Source organism: Pseudofrankia inefficax (assembly GCF_000166135.1).
GTDB lineage: Bacteria > Actinomycetota > Actinomycetes > Frankiales > Frankiaceae > Pseudofrankia > Pseudofrankia inefficax.
This window is the reverse complement of sequence record NC_014666.1, coordinates 3,308,641-3,327,324: the sequence shown is the minus strand read 5'-3', so window position 1 is coordinate 3,327,324 and position 18,684 is coordinate 3,308,641. Positions and strand designations below refer to the sequence as shown.

Annotated in this window: 16 protein-coding genes and 1 other RNA gene; 8 read left to right on the top strand and 9 right to left on the bottom strand. The window is 70.8% G+C overall.

Features of this window, described 5'->3' with window-relative positions:
• The first annotated feature begins 164 nt into the window (after positions 1 to 164).
• From FRAEUI1C_RS13620 to FRAEUI1C_RS13610, 3 genes are all read left to right on the top strand, one after another.
• Positions 165 to 935 carry an SDR family NAD(P)-dependent oxidoreductase gene (locus FRAEUI1C_RS13620; protein ID WP_013423884.1) on the top strand — a complete coding sequence of 257 codons (771 nt, stop codon included), beginning with the start codon at positions 165 to 167 and terminating at the stop codon, positions 933 to 935.
• A gap of 41 nt (positions 936 to 976) precedes the next feature.
• Positions 977 to 1,534: a nuclear transport factor 2 family protein gene (locus tag FRAEUI1C_RS13615; protein WP_013423883.1), complete on the top strand. Its 558-nt coding sequence runs from the start codon at positions 977 to 979 to the stop codon at positions 1,532 to 1,534.
• Between the two features lie 185 nt (positions 1,535 to 1,719).
• Positions 1,720 to 2,481 carry an SDR family NAD(P)-dependent oxidoreductase gene (locus FRAEUI1C_RS13610; RefSeq protein WP_013423882.1) on the top strand — a complete coding sequence of 254 codons (762 nt, stop codon included), beginning with the start codon at positions 1,720 to 1,722 and terminating at the stop codon, positions 2,479 to 2,481.
• Here FRAEUI1C_RS13610 and FRAEUI1C_RS39525 read toward each other — a convergent pair.
• Positions 2,429 to 3,265 (bottom strand): hypothetical protein, encoded by an 837-nt coding sequence (locus FRAEUI1C_RS39525; protein ID WP_013423881.1) that lies wholly within the window; start codon positions 3,263 to 3,265, stop codon positions 2,429 to 2,431. The two genes, FRAEUI1C_RS13610 and FRAEUI1C_RS39525, sit on opposite strands and share 53 nt — an antisense overlap.
• Before the next feature lie 80 nt (positions 3,266 to 3,345).
• Between FRAEUI1C_RS39525 and FRAEUI1C_RS13605 the strand changes: the two genes are divergently transcribed.
• The 4 genes from FRAEUI1C_RS13605 to FRAEUI1C_RS13590 all read left to right on the top strand — a co-directional run bounded on the left by FRAEUI1C_RS13605 (position 3,346) and on the right by FRAEUI1C_RS13590 (position 8,344).
• Positions 3,346 to 4,611 (top strand): IS256 family transposase, encoded by a 1,266-nt coding sequence (locus tag FRAEUI1C_RS13605; RefSeq protein ID WP_013423880.1) that lies wholly within the window; start codon positions 3,346 to 3,348, stop codon positions 4,609 to 4,611.
• Between the two features lie 191 nt (positions 4,612 to 4,802).
• A complete protein-coding gene (locus FRAEUI1C_RS39520) occupies positions 4,803 to 4,997 on the top strand; it encodes a tetratricopeptide repeat protein (RefSeq protein ID WP_013423879.1) in 195 nt (64 codons plus the stop codon).
• A gap of 673 nt (positions 4,998 to 5,670) precedes the next feature.
• Positions 5,671 to 7,050, top strand: a complete 1,380-nt coding sequence (locus FRAEUI1C_RS13595) for an FAD-binding oxidoreductase (RefSeq protein WP_013423878.1) — start codon at positions 5,671 to 5,673, stop codon at positions 7,048 to 7,050.
• Positions 7,051 to 7,093: 43 nt separating this feature from the next.
• Positions 7,094 to 8,344: an SAM-dependent methyltransferase gene (locus FRAEUI1C_RS13590; RefSeq protein ID WP_013423877.1), complete on the top strand. Its 1,251-nt coding sequence runs from the start codon at positions 7,094 to 7,096 to the stop codon at positions 8,342 to 8,344.
• Between the two features lie 298 nt (positions 8,345 to 8,642).
• Here the strand turns inward: FRAEUI1C_RS13590 and FRAEUI1C_RS13585 are convergent, their stop codons facing one another.
• From FRAEUI1C_RS13585 to FRAEUI1C_RS13580, 3 genes are all read right to left on the bottom strand, one after another.
• The gene (locus tag FRAEUI1C_RS13585) at positions 8,643 to 9,167 is read right to left on the bottom strand and encodes a pyridoxamine 5'-phosphate oxidase family protein (protein WP_013423876.1); all 525 of its coding nucleotides are present in this window, start codon (positions 9,165 to 9,167) and stop codon (positions 8,643 to 8,645) included.
• 429 nt (positions 9,168 to 9,596) lie between these two features.
• Positions 9,597 to 10,016, bottom strand: an RNA gene (gene rnpB / locus FRAEUI1C_RS37070) — RNase P RNA component class A.
• A gap of 44 nt (positions 10,017 to 10,060) precedes the next feature.
• A complete protein-coding gene (locus FRAEUI1C_RS13580) occupies positions 10,061 to 10,645 on the bottom strand; it encodes a TetR/AcrR family transcriptional regulator (protein ID WP_013423875.1) in 585 nt (194 codons plus the stop codon).
• 85 nt (positions 10,646 to 10,730) lie between these two features.
• On the opposite strand from FRAEUI1C_RS13580, the gene FRAEUI1C_RS13575 reads away from it, so the two are divergent.
• Complete coding sequence (locus tag FRAEUI1C_RS13575) at positions 10,731 to 11,168, top strand: hypothetical protein (RefSeq protein ID WP_013423874.1); 438 nt, start codon at positions 10,731 to 10,733, stop codon at positions 11,166 to 11,168.
• A 222-nt stretch (positions 11,169 to 11,390) separates the two neighbouring features.
• On the opposite strand, the gene FRAEUI1C_RS13570 is transcribed toward FRAEUI1C_RS13575, so the two are convergent.
• The 5 genes from FRAEUI1C_RS13570 to FRAEUI1C_RS13550 form a co-directional block, all read right to left on the bottom strand.
• On the bottom strand, positions 11,391 to 12,332 hold the full coding sequence (locus tag FRAEUI1C_RS13570; RefSeq protein ID WP_013423873.1) for a hypothetical protein: 942 nt from the start codon (positions 12,330 to 12,332) through the stop codon (positions 11,391 to 11,393).
• A gap of 488 nt (positions 12,333 to 12,820) precedes the next feature.
• Positions 12,821 to 14,248, bottom strand: coding sequence for a dihydrolipoamide acetyltransferase family protein (locus FRAEUI1C_RS13565; RefSeq protein WP_013423872.1), 1,428 nt, complete (start codon positions 14,246 to 14,248; stop codon positions 12,821 to 12,823).
• Entirely contained in the window at positions 14,245 to 15,432 is a 1,188-nt protein-coding gene (locus FRAEUI1C_RS13560; RefSeq protein ID WP_013423871.1) for an alpha-ketoacid dehydrogenase subunit beta, read from the bottom strand. The genes FRAEUI1C_RS13565 and FRAEUI1C_RS13560 overlap by 4 nt, the downstream gene beginning before the upstream one ends.
• The gene (locus tag FRAEUI1C_RS41010) at positions 15,429 to 16,751 is read right to left on the bottom strand and encodes a thiamine pyrophosphate-dependent enzyme (protein WP_013423870.1); all 1,323 of its coding nucleotides are present in this window, start codon (positions 16,749 to 16,751) and stop codon (positions 15,429 to 15,431) included. The genes FRAEUI1C_RS13560 and FRAEUI1C_RS41010 overlap by 4 nt, the downstream gene beginning before the upstream one ends.
• 1,280 nt (positions 16,752 to 18,031) lie before the next feature.
• The gene (locus FRAEUI1C_RS13550) at positions 18,032 to 18,319 is read right to left on the bottom strand and encodes a hypothetical protein (RefSeq protein WP_013423868.1); all 288 of its coding nucleotides are present in this window, start codon (positions 18,317 to 18,319) and stop codon (positions 18,032 to 18,034) included.
• Between the last annotated feature and the right edge of the window lie 365 nt (positions 18,320 to 18,684).

The following is an 18,684-nucleotide window of genomic DNA, read 5'->3' as shown; positions in this document are numbered from 1 at the left end:
GTAGCGCGCTACCAGGGCTGCTCGAGGCTTCCGGCGATGGCCCGGGTCCCGCGCCCGCGGGCGGGCTAAAGCTCTGCGCCCTTTCCAGCGCTTTCCCACGGAGCCTTCTCAGCGGGCCTCAGTGGACGGGAAGCGGTCATCGTCTCGCATGGAGGAGTGGTTCTGTGAGTGACAGGTTTTCGGTAGCCGGCCGGGTCGCCGTCATCACTGGTGGTGGCACCGGGATCGGGCAGGCCACGGCGCTGGCGCTGGCCGAGTACGGCGCCGATGTGGTGCTCGCGGCGCGGCGGGTACAGCCGTTGGAGTCGACAGCTAAGGAGGTAGAGGCGTTGGGCCGCCGGGCGCTGGCCCTGCCGGCCGACGTCACGAAGCCAGCCGAGTGCCAGCGCATCGTCGATGCGACGCTCGCGGAGTTCGGCCGCCTCGACATCCTGGTCAACTGCGCCGGCGGCGCCGAGACCAAGTCGATCAAGAAGTGGACCGAGGAGGAGTGGCGCCAGGTTCTGGCGCTCAACCTCGACTCGGTGTGGTTCCTCTCGCGGGCCGCCTCTGTACCGATGCTGGCCCAGGGCCATGGCGCGATCGTGAACATCTCGTCCGGGGCGAGCCTGCTGGGTATGCCCCAGGCGGCGCCCTACGGCGCGGCGAAGGCCGGGGTGAACAACCTGACGGCGTCGCTGGCGGCAGCTTGGACCCGCAAGGGGCTTCGGGTGAACAACGTCGTCGTCGGCGCGACCAACTCCGCGAGCCTGACCGACGACCTCGCCCGCCAGGGCATCGACCCGGCGCTCGTCGCCCAGACGAACGGCTCCGGCCGGATCGGCGAACCCGCCGAAATCGCCAACGCCGTCCTGTTCTTCGCCTCCGACGCCGCGAGCTACTGCTCCGGCCAGTCCCTCTACGTCCACGGCGGCCCAGGCCCGGCTGGTATCTGACGCCGCCCATCTGACGACCAGCCAGGAATGCAGGGAGAACGATGAGTACCGGCAGTGAGCTTGAGGAACTGCGTCGCGAGGTCCGTTACCTGAAGGACCGCCAGGACATTCTGGACTGCGTCAACAAGCAGTCGCGGGGGCACGATCGGCATGACGTCGAGCTGATGACGAGTGTGCTGCATGAAGACGGGATCGACGAGCACGGCCCGGTGTCGAATATCGGGGCCGCCTATGGTCCGTGGGCGAACGAGCAGCACTCGATGGTGTTCGCGGATCATCTGCACAACATCACGACGCATACCTGTGAGATCGAAGGGGACGTCGCGCACGCCGAGAGCTATGTCATGGGCACCATGGTCGGCCGTGACGGCAAGACCCTGGCCTGCATGGGTGGCCGCTATCTCGACCGGTTGGAGCGCCGGGAAGGCGTGTGGAAGATCGCGTTGCGTCGCTGCACGATCGAGTGGGCGTTCACCGCCGACGCGTCCTTCCTGCACTCCGGCGCGTTCAAGGGCTTCCTGAAGGGCACCTGGGACGCCGGCGACCTTTCCTATGCCCGCCCGCTGCTGGCGGACACCGGGGCCGCCGTCCGCTGGTAACGACCGTGGTTACGGCCAGCCGGGCTCGTATGCGCGAGGACCCGGCCGGCCGGCCGCTGGGTGACCAGCGCGCCTGGCCTCCAGCCGCGGGCGGACGAGCTACCCGCGGCCAGGCCCCGCGCGGCGAGGTAAGCAGCGTCCCGCCGGCCCGGGAGGCGATCCCGTATGAGAGAGGAAGCAAGGACGTGGACCTGAGGGGGCTCCGGGCCGTCGTCGTGGGCGGCGCGTCCGGGATGGCCAGAGCGACCGCGGAGCTCATCGTCGCCCGCGGCGGCCGGATCGCGATTCTGGACCTTGCCACGAGCGACGGGGCGACGGTCGCCGCCAGCCTCCGCGGCTCCTTTCACGCCTGCGATGTCACTGACTTCGACGGGACCGAGGCCGTCCTTGAGGGGGCAGTCGCTGCCCTGGACGGGATCGACGTCGTCGTGAACACGGCCGGCGGCGCACTTCTCGGCCGCACGTTGGGCAGGAACGGCCCGCTGCCGCTCGCGGCCTTCCGGAAGGTCATTGACCTCAACGTCGTCGGCACGTTCAATGTGGCCCGCCTCTGTGCCTGGCACATGAGCAGGAACAAGCCGAACGGCGACGGCGAGCGCGGCGTGATTATCAATACCGCTTCCATCGCCGCATTCGAGGGTCAGGTCGGCTACGTCGCGTATTCCGTGGCAAAAGGCGGTGTGGCCGCCATGAGCCTCTCGATGGCCCGGGATCTCGGCGGCCTCGGAATCCGCGTGAACGCCATCGCGCCGAGCCTGTTCCGGACCGGCCAGACCGTGGACATGCCGGCGGAATACCAGCAGGCGCTGACGAAGGACGCGGCGTTCCCCAGGCGACTGGGCCGGCCGGGCGAGTACGCCCTGCTGGCCGTCGGCATCATCGAGAACCCGATGCTCAACGGTTCGACGATCCGCCTCGACGCCGGCCAGCGGCTCCCCCCAAAGTGACAGCGCACGCTGGATTGCATCCGCACCGACAATACTGGCCCTCCCGGTGTATGACGGGTCGAGGCCCAGCATGCTCGACCATAAAGGAATCATCGGACGCGGTAACAGTAACATCTGGGTCATCAGGATCGCCGGCGACGCCACCGGAGCTGTTCGGTGGCTGGTTGCCACCCTCGCCACCCGCCCCCGCATCCGTCGGTGGGTTGACCGGGTCGTCGCCGATGCAGTGTTCGAGATCGGCGTTGGCGCAGTCGGATTCGGAGGCTTCGAACTGCCGGCCGGCGGTCTCGTCGGTGGTGGGGCCGAGGTTGGCGTCGAGGGGGCTGGAGTAGGTCTGGGGGACGTCGGTGGGCTTGGGGATCGTGCCGTTGTTACCGACTCCGTGCGTCGAGTCGGGGTTGATGTTCAGGGTGCCGTGGATGACGTCGTTCGGGTCGGGGTAGGTCTGCTGGGCTGGCTGCCGTGCGGGCGCGGTCGACTTCCGCGGTGAGGATTTCTGCCTGGGCTGCGGAGGCGCGCTGCTCTGTTTCGGGCAGGACGGCTCGCCCGTCGTCATGCATAGGTCGTCCGTGCTCGCACCGCGCGGCGTCGAGCAGGTGGACTCGCCGTTGGTCATGCACAGGTCGTCGGTGCTGGCGCCGTGCGGGGTCGACTTCGGTTGGTTCTTTTCTCTCTGCTGCTCGTAATACCGCTCGGCGTAAATGTTCCCGAGCGCGTTCCCCAGGCTTCCCTCGTCCACCCCTTCCCCGCCCTCGGTGTAGGTGCCCCCTTTGCTCAGCGACACCTTTCCCGGGGAGTGTCCGGTCGCTGGTGTAAGTGGTCCGACTCGTTCCGCTGGGCGTGGCCTGGCGGGGAGGATGGATCATGACCGAGATGATCGAGCCCATGGGGACTCGGATGGATCATCAGCAGCTGGCGGCGGAGCTTGTGGAGAAGGCGCGGGCCGAGGGAATCGACCTGGTAGGGCCGGGCGGGCTTTTGTCGGGTCTGACGAAGTCGGTGTTGGAGACCGCGTTGGACGCTGAGATGACCGAGCACCTGGGGTATGAGAGGCACGATCCGGAGGGCCGGAACGGCGGGAATTCCCGGAACGGTAGGCGGGGGAAGACGGTCCTTACCGAGATTGGGCCTGTGGAGATCGAGGTGCCGCGTGACCGCGATGGTAGTTTCGACCCGGTGATCGTGAAGAAAGGTCAGCGGAGGCTGGAGGGTGTCAGTCAGATCGTGTTGCCGTTGTCGGCGCGGGGTTTGACGACCGGAGAGATCGGCGCGCATTTCGCCGAGGTGTATGGCACCCAGGTGTCGAAGGACACGGTCTCGCGGATCACCGAGTCGGCCGTGGGTGAGATGAATGAATGGCGGGCGAGGCCACTCGATCGTGTCTATCCGGTGATCTTCGTGGATGCGCTGGTCGTGAAGGTGCGTGACGGGCAGGTCGTCAACCGGCCGTTCTACGCGGTCGTCGGTGTGACCGTGCACGGGGAGCGGGATGTCCTGGGGCTGTGGGCCGGCGACGGCGGGGAGGGCGCCCGCTTCTGGCTGCAGGTCTTCACCGAGATCAAGAACCGCGGCGTCGAGGACGTCTGCATCGCCGTGTGCGACGGCCTGAAAGGCCTCCCTGAAGCGATCACCGGAGCGTGGCCGCTCGCTCGTATCCAGACATGCGTCATTCACCTTCTCAGGAATTCTTTCCGCTACTGTGGCCGGCAGGACCGAGACAAGATCGCCCGGGATCTGAAGCCGGTCTACACCGCGCCGACCGTCGAGGCCGCGGGCCTGCGGTTCGACGAGTTCGTCGAGGCATGGGGGAAACGCTACCCGGCGATCGTGAAACTCTGGCGGGGTGCGTGGGAGGAGTTCATCCCGTTCCTCGACTACGACGTCGAGATTCGGAAAGTGATCTGCACGACCAACGCCATCGAATCACTGAACGCACGCTACCGGCGCGCGGTCCGCGCCCGCGGGCATTTCCCGCACGAGGACGCGGCCCTGAAATGCCTCTACCTCGTCACCCGCTCCCTCGACCCGACGGGCAAGGGAAGAACTCGCTGGGTCATCCGCTGGAAGCCCGCTCTCAACGCCCTGGCGACCACGTTCGAGGGCCGTCTGACCCCGACCGCCACCAACTGATAGTCAACCCATAGACACGGATCAGTTACACCACGCATCGGACACTCTCCCGGTTGAGGCCACACCGAGCTTCGAGACGGGACCGGGAACGACTCCTCGGCCCTGACGATCCGGCGACCTTGCAATCCAGCAGCTCCCTGGCAGGAGACTCAGGACGGCCGGACACATCGACCGACCACCCGACGACTCTGGTGTCCCGAAGCCTGCTCGCCGAGGCCTACCAGGCCGCCGGACGCCATGCCGACGCGTCGCACTGGCGGGACATTCTGGCCGACCGGATCCGCGTCCTCGGCGCCGACCATCCCGACACGCTGCGCACCCGGAGCTTCATCGCCGACTCGCTCCAAGAAACGACACCGGAGATCATCCGCATCGTTTCTCGTTGACGGAACCCGCTGTGAATTCCTGATCAACGGTCGCGAACTGACATCGCGGCATCGGTGTCAGCGAACATCCACTCGTCTCGCGCGATGACGTGGTCGACGAGCGACGTGTGAGGCCCGACCGGACAGCCCCTCCAGATCGGCGAGTTCGTCTGCTACGGCACGTTCGCGGCCATCCACCACGTCGGCATCTACATCGGCATCGGATAGCTGATCACCGCGCCCGGCCGCGGCCAAGACCTAAAAATCACCCCATACAGGTGACAACGAAACCTGTCCTGGTTTGCGGCTTTTTTCCATACGTAGTTTGCGATCATGCGGGTTCGGCTGGCTGGGTGCGGTCGAAGATCTCCGGTTACGTATGGGATTCGGGTCTGGCGGGGCTACGGGGCCTGGCCTGGTGGCGGGGCCGGTGAAAGCCAGTCCTTGATCGCCGGGCATGGTCGCCGCGCACTCCCGCCTGCGGGAGATCTGGCGACACGATCAACCAGGTCGGACAGTGACGAGACTGGCAGGCAGATTAAGAGTCGCCGCAGGTGGCGCTCGTCTAGCATCCCGAAGGGTCACAAACCCGCTGTCGCTATCCGCCAAGATGACGTGAGACAGGGTCTGCCGCGCGGCACTGGCTGGGCGGTGCTGAGGCCGCGCAGACGGGTCGGGAAGAGGGGGCTGCTCGGTGACGACAGCGGGGCGGCGAGCGGCGTACGAGCGGGACCGGGAACGCCTGGTGGAGCAGTACGCCGCGATTCCGGCGGGTAGCCCTGTCCGGCTCGCGAAGCGGACGTCGAACCTGTTCCGGCCCCGCGCCCGACACGATGCCGCGGGGATGGACGTGTCTGCCTTCTCCGGGGTGCTGGAGGTCGACGCCCCTGGCCGGACCGCCGACGTGCTGGGTATGACCACGTACGAGGACCTCGTCGCCGCGACGCTGCCGCATGGGCTCATGCCCCAGGTGGTGCCCCAGCTCAAGACGATCACGATCGGTGGGGCCGTGACAGGCCTCGGGATCGAGTCGACGAGTTTCCGCAACGGGCTTGTGCACGAGTCGGTCACCGAGCTGGAGGTGATCACTGGCGACGGCCGACTCGTGGTGGCGACGCCGTCGGGTGAGCACACGGACCTGCTGCGAGGGTTTCCGAACTCGTTCGGCACACTTGGCTACGCGCTGCGGGTGAAGATCGAGCTCGAGCGGGTCCGCCCGTATGTGGCGCTGCGACACCTACGCTTCACCGACGCCGCCCGGTGGGCGGAGGCGGCCGCCGCGGCATGCACCGAGCGGTCCTACGACGGTGAGCCGGTCGACTTCTGCGACGGGGTCTGGTTCGGGGCGACGGAGTGTTATCTGACGCTCGGTCGCTGGACCGACGATGGACCCGCCGAGACCACCGACTACGTCAGGGACGAGATCTACTACCGGTCGATCCAGCGCCGGGGGCGGGACGTCCTCCCGGTCGCGGACTACCTGTGGCGCTGGGATGCCGACTGGTTCTGGTGTTCGCGGGTCTTCGGGGTGCAACGGCCGGCGGTGCGTCGGTTCGTGCCGCGGCGCTGGTTGCGTTCGGACGTCTACTGGCGGCTGATGATGTGGGAGCAGCGCCATGGCGTGAAACGAGCCGTCGATCTGCGGCGTGGCAGGCCCGACCGCGAGGACGTCATCCAGGACGTGGAGGTACCGGTGGGACGTCTCACCGAGTTCCTCGAGGTACTCGCCCGGGAGGTGCCGATAGCGCCGGTATGGCTGTGCCCGCTCCGTGCGCGGGAACCGGCGGCCGTCTGGCCGCTGTACCGCATGGACGCCGCCGAGCTGTACGTGAACGTCGGTATCTGGTCGTCGGTCGCGCTCGCTCCCGGCGAACCCCGCGACGCGCACAACCGGTTTCTCGAGCGCCTCGTCGCGGACCTCGGCGGCCGCAAGTCGTTGTACAGCACCTCGTATTACTCCCAAGAGGAGTTCTGGGCCACCTATGGCGGAACGGAGTACACAGCGTTGAAGAAGGCCTACGACCCGGACGGGCGACTGCTGGACCTCTACGCCAAGACTGTCGAGGGACGGTGACCAGCACGGGTCGGCGCCGTCGCGGCTCTGCCGGGGAGCGCACGTGAAGCAGCCGGTCGCTGACGCACTGGCCCTCGCCGTTCGGGCACCGGTCCGGTTCACCGCGTACGACGGCTCGGCCGCGGGACCCGACGACGCCACGGTGCACATTCGCGTGAACAGCCCGAAGGCTGTCGCCCACCTGGTGTCCGCGCCCGGCGAGCTCGGCCTCGCGCGTGCCTACGTGTCGGGCGAGATGGATCTTGAGGCGCCGGACCACTACACCGCGATGGTGGCCCTCGCCGCCGGGCACCGCATCGGGTCGCTGTCCTGGAGCGACCGGCGGAGGCTGCTGACCAGCCTTGGCCCAGCCGCGCTGCGCTGGGTGGAGCCCCCGCCCCAGGAGGTGGGCGCCCGGCGCCGGCTCGCCGGGCTACGGCATGGCCTCGGACGCGACGCGCTGGCCATCAAGCACCACTACGACGTGAGCAACCGGTTCTACGAATGGGTGCTCGGCCCGTCCATGGTCTACACCTGCGCTCTTTTCGACGCACCGACCACCAGCCTGGAGGAAGCTCAGACCGCGAAAATTGATCTCGTCTGCCGGAAACTGGCGCTACAGCCAGGAATGCGGCTGCTCGACGTCGGCTGCGGGTGGGGCGGCCTGGTCCTGCACGCGGCGAGGAACTACGGCGTCACCGCTCTCGGCGTGACCCTGTCACGTCAGCAGGCCGAGTGGGCACAGAAGGAGATCGCGGAGCAGGGCCTCGCGAAGCTGGTCGAGGTACGTCACGCGGACTACCGCTCCGTCACCGAGACCGGGTTCGACGCGATCAGCAGCATCGGCCTCACCGAGCACATCGGCGAGGCGAAGCTCGACGCCTATGCCGCGTTCCTGACGGCGAAACTCTCCCCGGGCGCCCGCCTGCTCAACCACTGCATCACCCGGCCGAACGAGGACAGCCCCAAGCTCGCTCGCCGCGGTTTCACGGACCGATACGTCTTCCCCGACGGGGAACTGCTCGGTCCAGGGCGCGTGATAGCAGCGTTGGAACGAGCCGGCCTGGAAATGCGGCACGAGGAGAATCTGCGCGAGCACTACGCCCGGACCCTCGCTGCCTGGTGCGCCAACCTCGACGCCCACTGGGACGAGGCGGTGGCCGAGGTCGGGCCGGGAACCGCCCGAGTATGGGCGCTCTATCTCGCCGGCTCGCGACTCGGTTTCGAACGCAATCACACGCAGCTGCACCAGATCCTCGCCGTCCGCCCGCACGTTACCGGAGTGTCGGGCATGCCGGCCCGCCCCGACTTCTGACGTTCGGCGCGCGCGACCCCAGGATTGGCCGTCTGTACAGTGCCAGAACGCGGATTCCGGTCCGTCAAATCCCCGAGCTTGACGAGAGTGAGGATCCGCGCGCCGCACGCGGCATCGCCGGCCGTTCCCGCAACACCCTTCGCGTCTACCGAGCCCAAGGACAAGGACGCATGTCACCGCGTCCGCGGACTTCCGTCTACCAGTCCTGGTCGGCGAGTAGCAGTTTGGCGAGCGGTTCGAGGGTGGTCACGAGGTCGTCGGGCCCGAGGCTCTCGTCGCCCAAGGTTCCCGACCTGCGTCAGAAGCGAACGCGAGCCAGGCCGCCAGGCTCCGCCGTCAAGGTCACGATCGCCGAGCGTGGCTCAACGCGATACACGTTCCACGGCGGCGGCCCTTGCGCCGGTGCGTTGAACGGGGCGGTGATGCCCGAGCCGCTCTCGTCGGGCTCGGCCGGCCAACCCTGGTCCGCCCATGCCCGCGCAATCCGCGCCACAGCACCCGGCTCGGTCACCCGTACCGCATCACCCGCAAGGACCACGTCCGCGCCGTGGATCGACACGGCGACCGAGCACCGCGGATCGCGCTCGACATTGCGCCCCTTCCGCGTGCCCGCGCCCGTCTGGAACCAAAACGTACCGTCGACCCACAGGGCACCGACCGCGGTCACATGCGGGCTGCCGTCCTCGTTCACGGTGGACAGCCAGGTCGTGCGAGAGTTGATCGCGTCCTGGCCGGGCGTCGACCCCGCCTCGAGCTTCGCGACGGTCGCGGCCCAGTCCACGGGCGGCAACCCGTCCGCCGTACCCAAATTTATGATCTCCATCGAGCGTTCCTTCCCTCGCGTCCACGGACGCCCTGGCACAGCCTGTCGCAGTTGAGACGCGCGAGGACCGCGAAAGTCATCGCACCTTGCGCGGGCCATATACCGCCCGAGCGTGTCCTGACTCACGAGGAGCCGGCGAGGTAGGCATCGTGTGGGTGCTGTCCGCGAGGGGCTTCGTCTCGGTCGAGGTCGGCGGCGTGGGCCAGGAGGTGGCCGCAGCAGGCCGCCACGCCGATCAGGTGCACCCCGGTAGCGGACCGCATCCGTGGACAGGAGGCTCACCCTGGTCTAGCTACGTACCGTCACCGCGAGCCTGCCGACCAGGCCTGGACTGTATGCAAAACGGCCCCATGATCCAACACAAAACGGCCCAGAAACGGCCCAGGGCCATGATTGCGGGCGAGAAGTGCCTGTGCCACAGGCATTTGGGGGACGAGTCGGCCTGTAAGCCGGATTCTGTGCCCGGCGGCCTCGCGGCCACCGGCGGCGGTCATCTCTCTAGGGCCGCCGTTGCCGACGGCCTCGTGCGGTCTACCCGCGGACTCGGGCGGGCAGCCCTCGATCGCCCGCGCGGCGACCGGCCTCGCGGCCGGACGCCTTTTGACCTTGCTCCGGGTGGGGTTTACCGAGCCGCCCGGGTCACCCCGGGCGCTGGTGCGCTCTTACCGCACCGTTTCACCCTTACCGATCCGGCGCCTCGCGGCTTCGGACCGGCGGTCTGTTCTCTGTGGCACTGTCCCGCGGGTCACCCCGGGTGGGCGTTACCCACCACCCTGCCGTGCGGAGTCCGGACTTTCCTCGGCGGGTACCGGCTCGCGCCGGCCCCTACGCGACCGCCCGGCCGACTCGTCCGCCTCGATCATACGACCGCCGGCCCCAGGACCAGCGGCCGGTCAGGACGGGGTGGCCTGGTAGCGGGCGCGGGTGAGGTCGATGGCGGTGCGGGCGGCCTGTTCGAAGGGTTCGAGCGTGCCGGTGGCGCGGCACAGGACGTGGGCGCCCTCGAGAAGCATGATCAGCGTGGTCGCCAGGCCGAGGGCCTCGTCGGGCGGGAGGCCGGCCGGTTCCAGGCGCTCGGCCAGTATCTGGGCCCACGAGGCGAAGATGGCGGCGGCGATGCGCTGGAGGTCGGCGTCGCCGCGGCCCTCCTCGCCGGCCGTGACCGTGATCGCGGCGATCGCGCAGCCGCCCCCGGCCGTCGAGGCGACCAGCACGGGCCGGACGGCGTCGAGGAAGGCCCCGACCACGACGAGCGGGTCGCCCGCCGGCAGGGTCGCGAGGCTGGCGCGCACGTACTCGCCGTTGCGCGCGGCGGCCTCGGCGACGAGCTGCGCCTTGCCTCCGGGGAAGTGATGGTAAATGGCGCCGCGGGCGGCGCCGCTGTCCTGCAGCACGTCGGTGAACGACATTCCGGCGACCCCGCGGCGCTGCAACGCGTGGATCGTCGCGTCGACCATGCGGCTTCGGGTGTCGGCCACGGCGTGCCTCCAGGTGCCTTGACTAGTACGGCCATCCTATTGCATGGTCTCGCTAGGACGTACGTACTAGCGAATGGACGGACCCATGCCCATCACCGTGACCACCCCGCGCGGCGAGCTGACCGAGGTCGGCGAGCGCACGATCCTCCCGGCGCTCACCGAGGCTCTGATCGCGGCCAGCGGCGCGACCGGCAACGCGTTCTTCACCCGTATCGTCGGCGGCACCGTCCACGTGCTGGACCCGTCGGCCGTCTACGCCGGCGGGGTGAACCGCCCGGTCGTGATGGTGGAGCTCAAGCTGCCGAACATCGGCCTGCCCGACGCCGCGAGCCGCGCCGCGTTCATCGCCGCGGCGACCGACATCGTCGACGCCTGCGCCGTCGAGGGCCACGACCGCGAGGACACCTGGGTCAACATCCTCAACGCCCCCGACGGCGGCTGGGGCATCGGCGGCGTCGCCTATACCGGCGAGGCCCTCATCGCCGCGGTCGGCGCGGCCGCGCAGCTCGCCGACGCCCGCTAGCGCCGCTCCCGACGAGGTCGGCCCGCGCCGCGCTTGATCATGATCGCGAGTTTGGCCCTAGAACGGTCGCGACCGGGCCCGATTCACGACCACCCGAGGGCGAAAACGGCGATCACCGCGCCGGGCTGACCTTCGTGGGGACAGCGCTAGGCGCTTGGCCCGCCGTGCCGGCGCCAGGACGCCATGGAGTCCTGGCGCCGGCACACGGCGCTGAGAATCGCCCTAGTGGGAGGGCGGGACGACCGCGGCCGAGATGTCGGCCTCGCGCTCGACCAGCTCGTGGCCGTAGACGGTGGCGGCCTCCACCCGCAGGATCAGGCAGAACGACGGCTTGTTGGAGAACTCGAGGTCAAGCTCCTCGGCCCGGCTGCGCAGGTAGTAGGCCGCCGCGAGGTTCGCGGTCGCGGTCTGCCCGGCGAGGATGAACAGCGGCCGGCGGTTGGGCCCGGCGGCGATCCGGGCCAGCAGCGCGAACTCGTGCTCGCCGGGGCGGCCGGCGAACTCCCGGTTTCCCTTGTCGGCGCCGTCGCCCTTCTCGCCGCGCAGCCGCCGGCCCTCGCGCCCGCCGGGCAGGCTGACCGCGATCACCCGGCTCTCCCGGGGCGGCCTGGGCGGGATGATCGACTGCACGCTGGTGCCGTCCGGGGACCCCGCGCCGTCGCTGTCGGCCGATCCGGCGGCGGAGCCGGACGACGACGCGGCCGCGGCGCCCACGGCGGCGAGCGCGTTGGAGTTGCGGGCGGGCGACGGCGGCGCGGGCGGAGACGGCGGGGAGAAGGTCACGCCGGGCAGGTAGCGGGACAGGTGCGCGGCCATCCGGGGGTTGGACCGCGGGTCGCCGATGCAGAACTCGGTGCGCCGCCCGATGCTGTCCTGCACCGCCCCGCCGGGCGTCACCCGTGGCCGGGCGTCCGAGCTGTAGATGATCGAGGCGAGCTCGGCGACGGCGAGCACGTCGTCACGGGCGATCGTCCCGGACGGGGCGAGCGAGGCGACGGCGATGAGGATCTCGTCGTCGGCGGCCAGGCTGAACAGGGTCGACTGCCGTGGTCGCGACATGGGCGCGCCGCCGGGGCGCTCCCACAACCGGATGGCCAGCGCGCCGAGAGCGCCCGCCGACAGCGAGATCGCTACGGTGAGCAGGATGTCCGGCAACACGCTCACTGGGTGGTCCTCCGTCTGTTCGGATGTCGTGGCCGCGCGCGGCGCGGCGGGCCTGGCCACCCGGGGGCGCCGGGCCGGGACCGCGCACCGGCCCGACGATCCAGCCAGCCCCTGGCCCGGATGGCGGACCCTGGGCAGCTCGCCGCCGGGGCGACCCGGGACAAGTCGCCCGGGGAAATCCTAGGGGGGCCCAATCCGGGCAGATCCATCGGGTTCACCATGGCAACCCACTGCGAACCCACCTGGGCGTGACCGGTCCCACCACCGCGCTCCCGGCCGCGCCCGGCGGCCGCGTCCCGAACTCCCCACCCGATACCGGATCCACGTCCCGGCCCAGCAAGGGACGGGTCTGCGCCCGCGCAGCCGGGAGGTCCGACGCCCCGACGCGGGAGAAGGTTGCCCGCCGGTGGTCCCGACGTGCGATTCATCACCGTTTCGGGTGGCCGCGCCGGCCCGGCGCCCCGTCGGCCGGGCCGGGCGGGCGGCGCTCAGCCGTGCAGCAGCAGGCTGACCGGGTCGGCGAGCACGGCGGCGATCTCGCCCAGGAACCTCGACGCGGCCTCGCCGTGCAGGATCCGGTGGTCGAAGGACACGGAGACCGTCATCACCCGGCGGACCTGGACCTCTCCCTGCCAGACGGCGGCCGCGTCCCGGATCGCGCCGAGCACGACCAGGGCCGCCTCGCCCTCGCGGACCAGCCCGGCGGCCGAGTCCACCCCGAAGACGCCGACGTTGGACACGGTGATCGTCGAGCCGCGCATCCGCGCCGGTGGGGTGCGCCCGGCGCGCGCGGCCTCGACCAGGCTCGCCAGCTCGCCGGCCAGGGCGGTCAGCCCGAGCCGGTCGGCGGCGGGGATCACCGGGACGACGAGCCCGCGCTCGCTGGCCACCGCCACGCCCAGGTTGACCGCCGGGTACACCTCGATCTCGTTGGAGCCGTCGGCGGCCGTCAGCCAGCGGGCGTTCGCCAGCGGGTGGCGCGCGACCGCGGCGACCACGGCGCGGCTGATGAAGGCCAGCGACGTGATCCTGACCGGCCGGTCGCCGCCGGGTGCCTGGCCGGCTGTGACCTGGCCGGCCGGCGGGTCCGCCCGCCAGCGGGCGAGCAGGTCCAGCAGGCCGGTGACGTCGACGGTCCGCTGGACCGTGGCCTGTGGCACCTGGAACGCGCTGTGCTCCATCGCCAGCGCCATCTGGCGCGCGACGCCGCGCACCGGGAGGCGCTCGCCCGGCCGGACGCCCGACGGCGCCGGGCGCGGCGGCCCGGGGTCCGGGACCGGTGTGGCGGCCGCCGTGACGTCGGCCCGGGCGATGGTGCCGTTCGGCCCGGTCGGGTGGACCGTACCCAGGTCGACGCCGAGGTCGCGGGCGAGCTTGCGCACCGGCGGGGCGGCCAGCACCTTGGCCCTCGGCAGACCGTTCGGCGCCGGAACCAGCGGGGCCGCAGGGCGCTGGGGAGCGAGCGCGACCCGGGCGACCGGCGCGCGGCGCTCCGCCCCGAGGACCGGGCCAGCGGTCTGGACCGGGGCTGCCGCCGCGGCGGCCACGAGCCCCGTGTGGGCGGCCCGACGGGGCCGGCGGCGCGGCACCTCGCCGGGCGCCGGCTCGACCGGGGCCCGGCCGACGACCGGGGCCGGCGGCGCCTCCTCGGCCCCGGTCGCCGCGTCGGCGACCGACTCGGCGGCGACGGTCAGCAGGGCCGTCCCGACGGGGACGAGCTCACCTTCCGCGCAGTGCAGGGCCGCCACCACGCCGGCGTAGGGCGACGGGATCTCGACGGCCGCCTTCGCGGTCTCGACCTCCACGAGCGGCTGGTTGAGCGCCACCGGGTCGCCGGGGCGTACCAGCCACTGGACGATCTCGGCCTCCGCGAGGCCCTCCCCCAGGTCGGGCAGCAGGAAGTCCCGCCCCGTCATGACGTCGTCCCGTAGGAGAACGTCCGGTCGACGGCGTCAAGGATCCGGTCCAGGTCCGGCAGGTAGTCCTTCTCCAGCCGGGCCGGCGGGTACGGGGTGTGGTAGCCGCCGACCCGGCCGACCGGCGCCTCCAGGTGGTAGAAGCACTCCTCGGTGAGCCGGGCGGCGATCTCCGCGCCGAGCCCGCCGGTGACCGTCGCCTCGTGGACGACGACGGCGCGGCCGGTGCGGCGTACCGAGGCGGTCAGCGTCGGCCAGTCGACGGGCGCCAGCGAGCGCAGGTCGACGACCTCGACGGCGCGCCCGTCGGCCTCGGCGGCGGTCGCGGCGTCCAGGCAGGTGCGCACCGTCGGCCCGTAGGCGATCACCGTGACGTCGCTGCCAGGGCGGGCGACCCGGGCCCGGTCCAGCGGCAGCGGCGGGTCCTCGGCCGCGGCCAGCGGGCCTCGCTCCCAGTAGCGCCGCTTGGGCTCGAAGAAGATCACCGGGTCGTCGCAGGCGACCGCCGCGCGCAACAGCTGGTAGCCGTCCGCGGCGGTCGAGGGCGTCAACAGCCGCAGCCCTGGGGTGTGCGCGAAGTACGCCTCCGGGGACTCGCTGTGGTGCTCGACGGCGCCGATCCCACCGCCATATGGGATGCGGATGGTCACCGGCATCCGCAGGTGGCCGCCGGAGCGCTGGTGCAGGCGGGCGAGCTGGGTGACGATCTGGTCGAAGGCCGGGTAGACGAACCCGTCGAACTGGATCTCGCAGACCGGCCGGTAGCCGCGCATGGCCAGGCCGACGGCGGCGCCGACGATGCCGGCCTCGCCGAGCGGGGTGTCGACCACCCGGTGCTCACCGAAGGCGTCCTGCAGGCCGTCGGTGATCCGGAACACGCCGCCGAGCCGGCCGACGTCCTCTCCGAGCAGGACGACCCGGTCGTCGGCCGCCATCGCGTCCCGCAGCGCCGCGCCGAGCGCCCTGGCCAGCGGGAGGCTGCGCGGCTCGGCGTCCTGCGCCGCCTGGTTCCCCGCCCGGGCCTGGGTGCCGTCCTGCGGCTGGGTGTCCTGCGGCTGGGTCATGGGATCGGCGGGGCCGCCCCGGGACGGCACCACGGGCCGCCGCGGCGCGGGCGCCGTCGGGGCCGAGTCCGGAAGGTCGGAGGCCGGAAGGTCGGAGGAGGGCAGCGTCCGCGTGCTCATGCCTGAAAGGACTCCTGGTAGGCCCGGAAGCGGGCCCGCTCGGCGCGGGCCTCGTCGGTCTCGGTAACGAGGACGTCGTCGAAGAACGCGTCCGGCCGCGGCTCCGGCAGCGCGAGGACCGCCTCCCGCAGCCGGACCGCGGCCTGCTCGGCCTCGGCGCGCTGGGCGGCGAACCAGGCATCGTCGTGGTCGGACGCGAGCAGGCGGGCGACCCGGTCGATCGGGTCGCGCGCGCGCCAGACGGCCTCCTGCTCGGCCGGGCGGTAACGGGCCGGGTCGTCGGACGTGGTGTGCGGGCCCATCCGGTAGGTGTAGGCCTCGATGAGGGTCGGGCCGTCGCCGCGGCGGGCCCGCTCCAGCGCCCACGAGGTGACGCTGTGCACGGCGACGACGTCGTTGCCGTCGACCCGCACGCCGGGGAAGCCGAAGCCGTTCGCCCGGTCGGCCAGCGGGACCCGCGACTGCCTGGACGCCGGTGTCGAGATCGCCCACTGGTTGTTGGTGCAGAAGAAGACCACGGGGGCGGCGAAGCTGGCGGCCCAGACGAACGCCTCGTTGGCGTCGCCCTGGCTCATCGCGCCGTCCCCGAGATAGACGAGCACGGCCGCGCCGGGACCATGCTCCGCGTTAGTAGGACGTCCGACGGTTGCCCGTTCACGGATATTAGTAGGACGTCCGACCAATTCATCGGGACTCCCCGAGGCCTTTCTTTCCCCCTCGATTGTCGGACGTCCTAGGAGTTCTTCCGCGTCGGCATTCGGCGCACCATCTCCCAAGATTCTCGGACGTCCGACAATCGCATTTCCGGCAGCCTCCGGGACGACGGTGGCCACATCCGCGTGGCCACGCTGCGCATCAAGCTGAAGACCGAGGGCATAACCAACGGCATGCAGCGTCTGGCTGGCGAGCACCAGCGCGTAGTTCGCCAGGTTGTGGTCGGCCGGGTTCCAGCCCCCGTGGGTGCTGCCCCGCAGCAGCCGCAGGACCTCCACCGCGGGCAGTCCGCGGTCCCAGGCCACGGCGTGCTCGCGGTAGCTGGGGAAGACGAAGTCGCTGGTCAGCGCGGCGCGCACCGAGCCGACCTGCGCCGCCTCCTGACCCCGCAGCGGGATCCACAGCGCGAGCTCCCCCTGCCGTTGCAGGGCGGTCGCCTGGTCGTCGAGATGACGGGCGCGCAGCATCGCGCCATAGCAGCTCCGGAGGTCCTCGGCGCTGAGCAGCGAGGCGAAACGGGGATGTTCCCGCATCACCCCGTCAGGTCCCAGCAGCCGTACCCCGCACTCGTCGTCAGACAGATCTCCAGCGCCCACGCGGCGCATTCTCCCTCCGATTCGGCCGGGCCGGACAGGCTCGCCCGAAGCCTCCAAGCCAGCTTATTTGGTTTCCTTTCGGCAATCGATATCCAGCCCGGATCGTATGCCAGATCACCACGGTGGGAATCTGACTGGATGCGGTACGTTATTGCCCGGAGGGGGTGGACAGTGGGACCCTTCCGCGAGCCGCACGGCCACGCCGCGCCCGCCCCGGTCCGCCGCACGAAACCGCCACACGGAGCCGCCGCCGACCCACGAGTGGAGCCGGCGCCGGCCCGCCGAGCGAGGCCGACGCGGGCCCGCCGAGCAGGGCCTGTGCGGGCCGGCCGAGCGAAGCCAGTGCCGGCCGAGCGAAGCCGAGGCCGACCCACGAAGCCGAGGCCGACCCGCCGCACGAAGCCGACGCGACCCCGCCCCGCCCCGCGCGGCCGGTGCCACCCCGCCACGCGAAGCCGCCGCGGGCCTGGCGTCGGCCAGGTGGGGAGGCCGACGCGCGAAGCGGCCAAGGCCCGCCGCGACCGCCGGCCGTCCATCCGACGGCCGCCGCCGGCCGCCGCCGCTCGGGGCGTCGCCTACCCACCACTGCTCGCCCCCACCACTGATCGCCGTTTCGGCCCTCCCGTGGTCGCGATTCGGTGCCGGTCACGACCACTGGAGGGTCCACACGGGGATCACCAGCACGAAGGTGGCGGTCGGGCTGGGCGTAGTTCCGCCGCGGTCCGGGACCTACCGGACGTGCGGGCACTGTGGCCCGGAGCGGAGGTCGACGATCACCGGTTCGGGCCAGCCCGGCTTCGGGCGCAGGTCGCGTCCGTGGTGCCCGCCGCCCCGCCACCGAGCCCGCGGTCGCCACCGAGCCCGCGGTGGGGCCGCCGGGGAGTCAACGGGCGGAAATGTCAGGGGAGATCCAGGCGAACCGGGGACGACGTGAATCTTCAGGAACCCAGATGCCGGGTGGCACCGGGGCGCCAAGACCGGAGCACCCTCCGGGCGGAAATCCGCCACCCCGACCGTGTGGCGCGCGTCCAGTCCCGCCGGACGACCGGCGCCGGGTGAATTCCCGAGCCCGGCGCATCGAGGCCGGCATAGGCGTTCAGGACGATCAGCCGTTCACGGCGAGCAGCCGCCGGATTTCCGTCGGCCCGGCAAACGAGCGCCCGGCACGCAAAAGGGCGGCGCGCCCTGAAATGGGTGCGCCGCCCCGGCCGTTGGGGTGGCCTAAGCCGTCCGGGCCGGCCCGTTTTTTGGATTGGAGGACGGGCCGAACCCCTCAGGTCAAGCGTCGACTACCAGTTCCAGCCGCCGTCCTTACCGTCCTTGCCCCAGCCATCCTTGCCCCAGCCGTCCTTACCGTCCTTGCCCCAACCGTCCTTACCCCAGCCGTCCTTACCGTCCTTGTTCCAACCGTCCTTGCCGCGCTTGTCACCCCAGTTCCAGCCGCTGTCCTTGCCGCCCTTGTCGCCCCAGCCCCAGTCGCAGGCCTGCGCGGCTGCCGCCGGGCCGATGCCAACCGCGACGGCGATAGCTCCGGTGACGGCGACAGCGGCGACCCGGCGGCCCATCGACTTCTTCATTCGATCCCCCTCATCCGCTCGATGCCCGCCGGTCGGTGCGGGCTTCCCCCACAGACCTTCGACCACCAGCGCGGAATACGACTTCGGAATGACTGCGGGACGCAGCCTAACCCGCGGCGTGGCTCAGCGAAAAAAGGATCAGGGAGCGTCCGGACATCAGGGAACGAATAGCCCCGCGGCCATTTTCCCAACACACCCGTCAACGCTGCGCAATCCGGCCCGCCGACGGGTCGACATGTCGGCCCATGTTCACCCGGCCAAAATTCTGAAGACTTCGGCCGGAGACCGGTCTCCAGGTTCCTGGTTTCAGCCGTTCCGGATGCTTGACAAGCATTCTTGGGAACAAGGGCCCGCCTTTTGAGGCC

Excerpts from the sequence above, each read along its gene's own strand:
- FRAEUI1C_RS13615 (WP_013423883.1), top strand. The coding sequence starts at position 977 with ATGAGTACCGGCAGTGAGCTTGAGGAACTGCGTCGCGAGGTCCGTTAC.
- FRAEUI1C_RS13605 (WP_013423880.1), top strand. The coding sequence starts at position 3,346 with ATGACCGAGATGATCGAGCCCATGGGGACTCGGATGGATCATCAGCAG.
- FRAEUI1C_RS13585 (WP_013423876.1), bottom strand. The coding sequence starts at position 9,167 with ATGGAGATCATAAATTTGGGTACGGCGGACGGGTTGCCGCCCGTGGAC.
- FRAEUI1C_RS13575 (WP_013423874.1), top strand. The coding sequence starts at position 10,731 with ATGCCCATCACCGTGACCACCCCGCGCGGCGAGCTGACCGAGGTCGGC.
- FRAEUI1C_RS13565 (WP_013423872.1), bottom strand. The coding sequence starts at position 14,248 with ATGACGGGGCGGGACTTCCTGCTGCCCGACCTGGGGGAGGGCCTCGCG.
- FRAEUI1C_RS13560 (WP_013423871.1), bottom strand. The coding sequence starts at position 15,432 with ATGAGCACGCGGACGCTGCCCTCCTCCGACCTTCCGGCCTCCGACCTT.
- FRAEUI1C_RS41010 (WP_013423870.1), bottom strand. The coding sequence starts at position 16,751 with ATGCGCCGCGTGGGCGCTGGAGATCTGTCTGACGACGAGTGCGGGGTA.
- FRAEUI1C_RS13550 (WP_013423868.1), bottom strand. The coding sequence starts at position 18,319 with ATGAAGAAGTCGATGGGCCGCCGGGTCGCCGCTGTCGCCGTCACCGGA.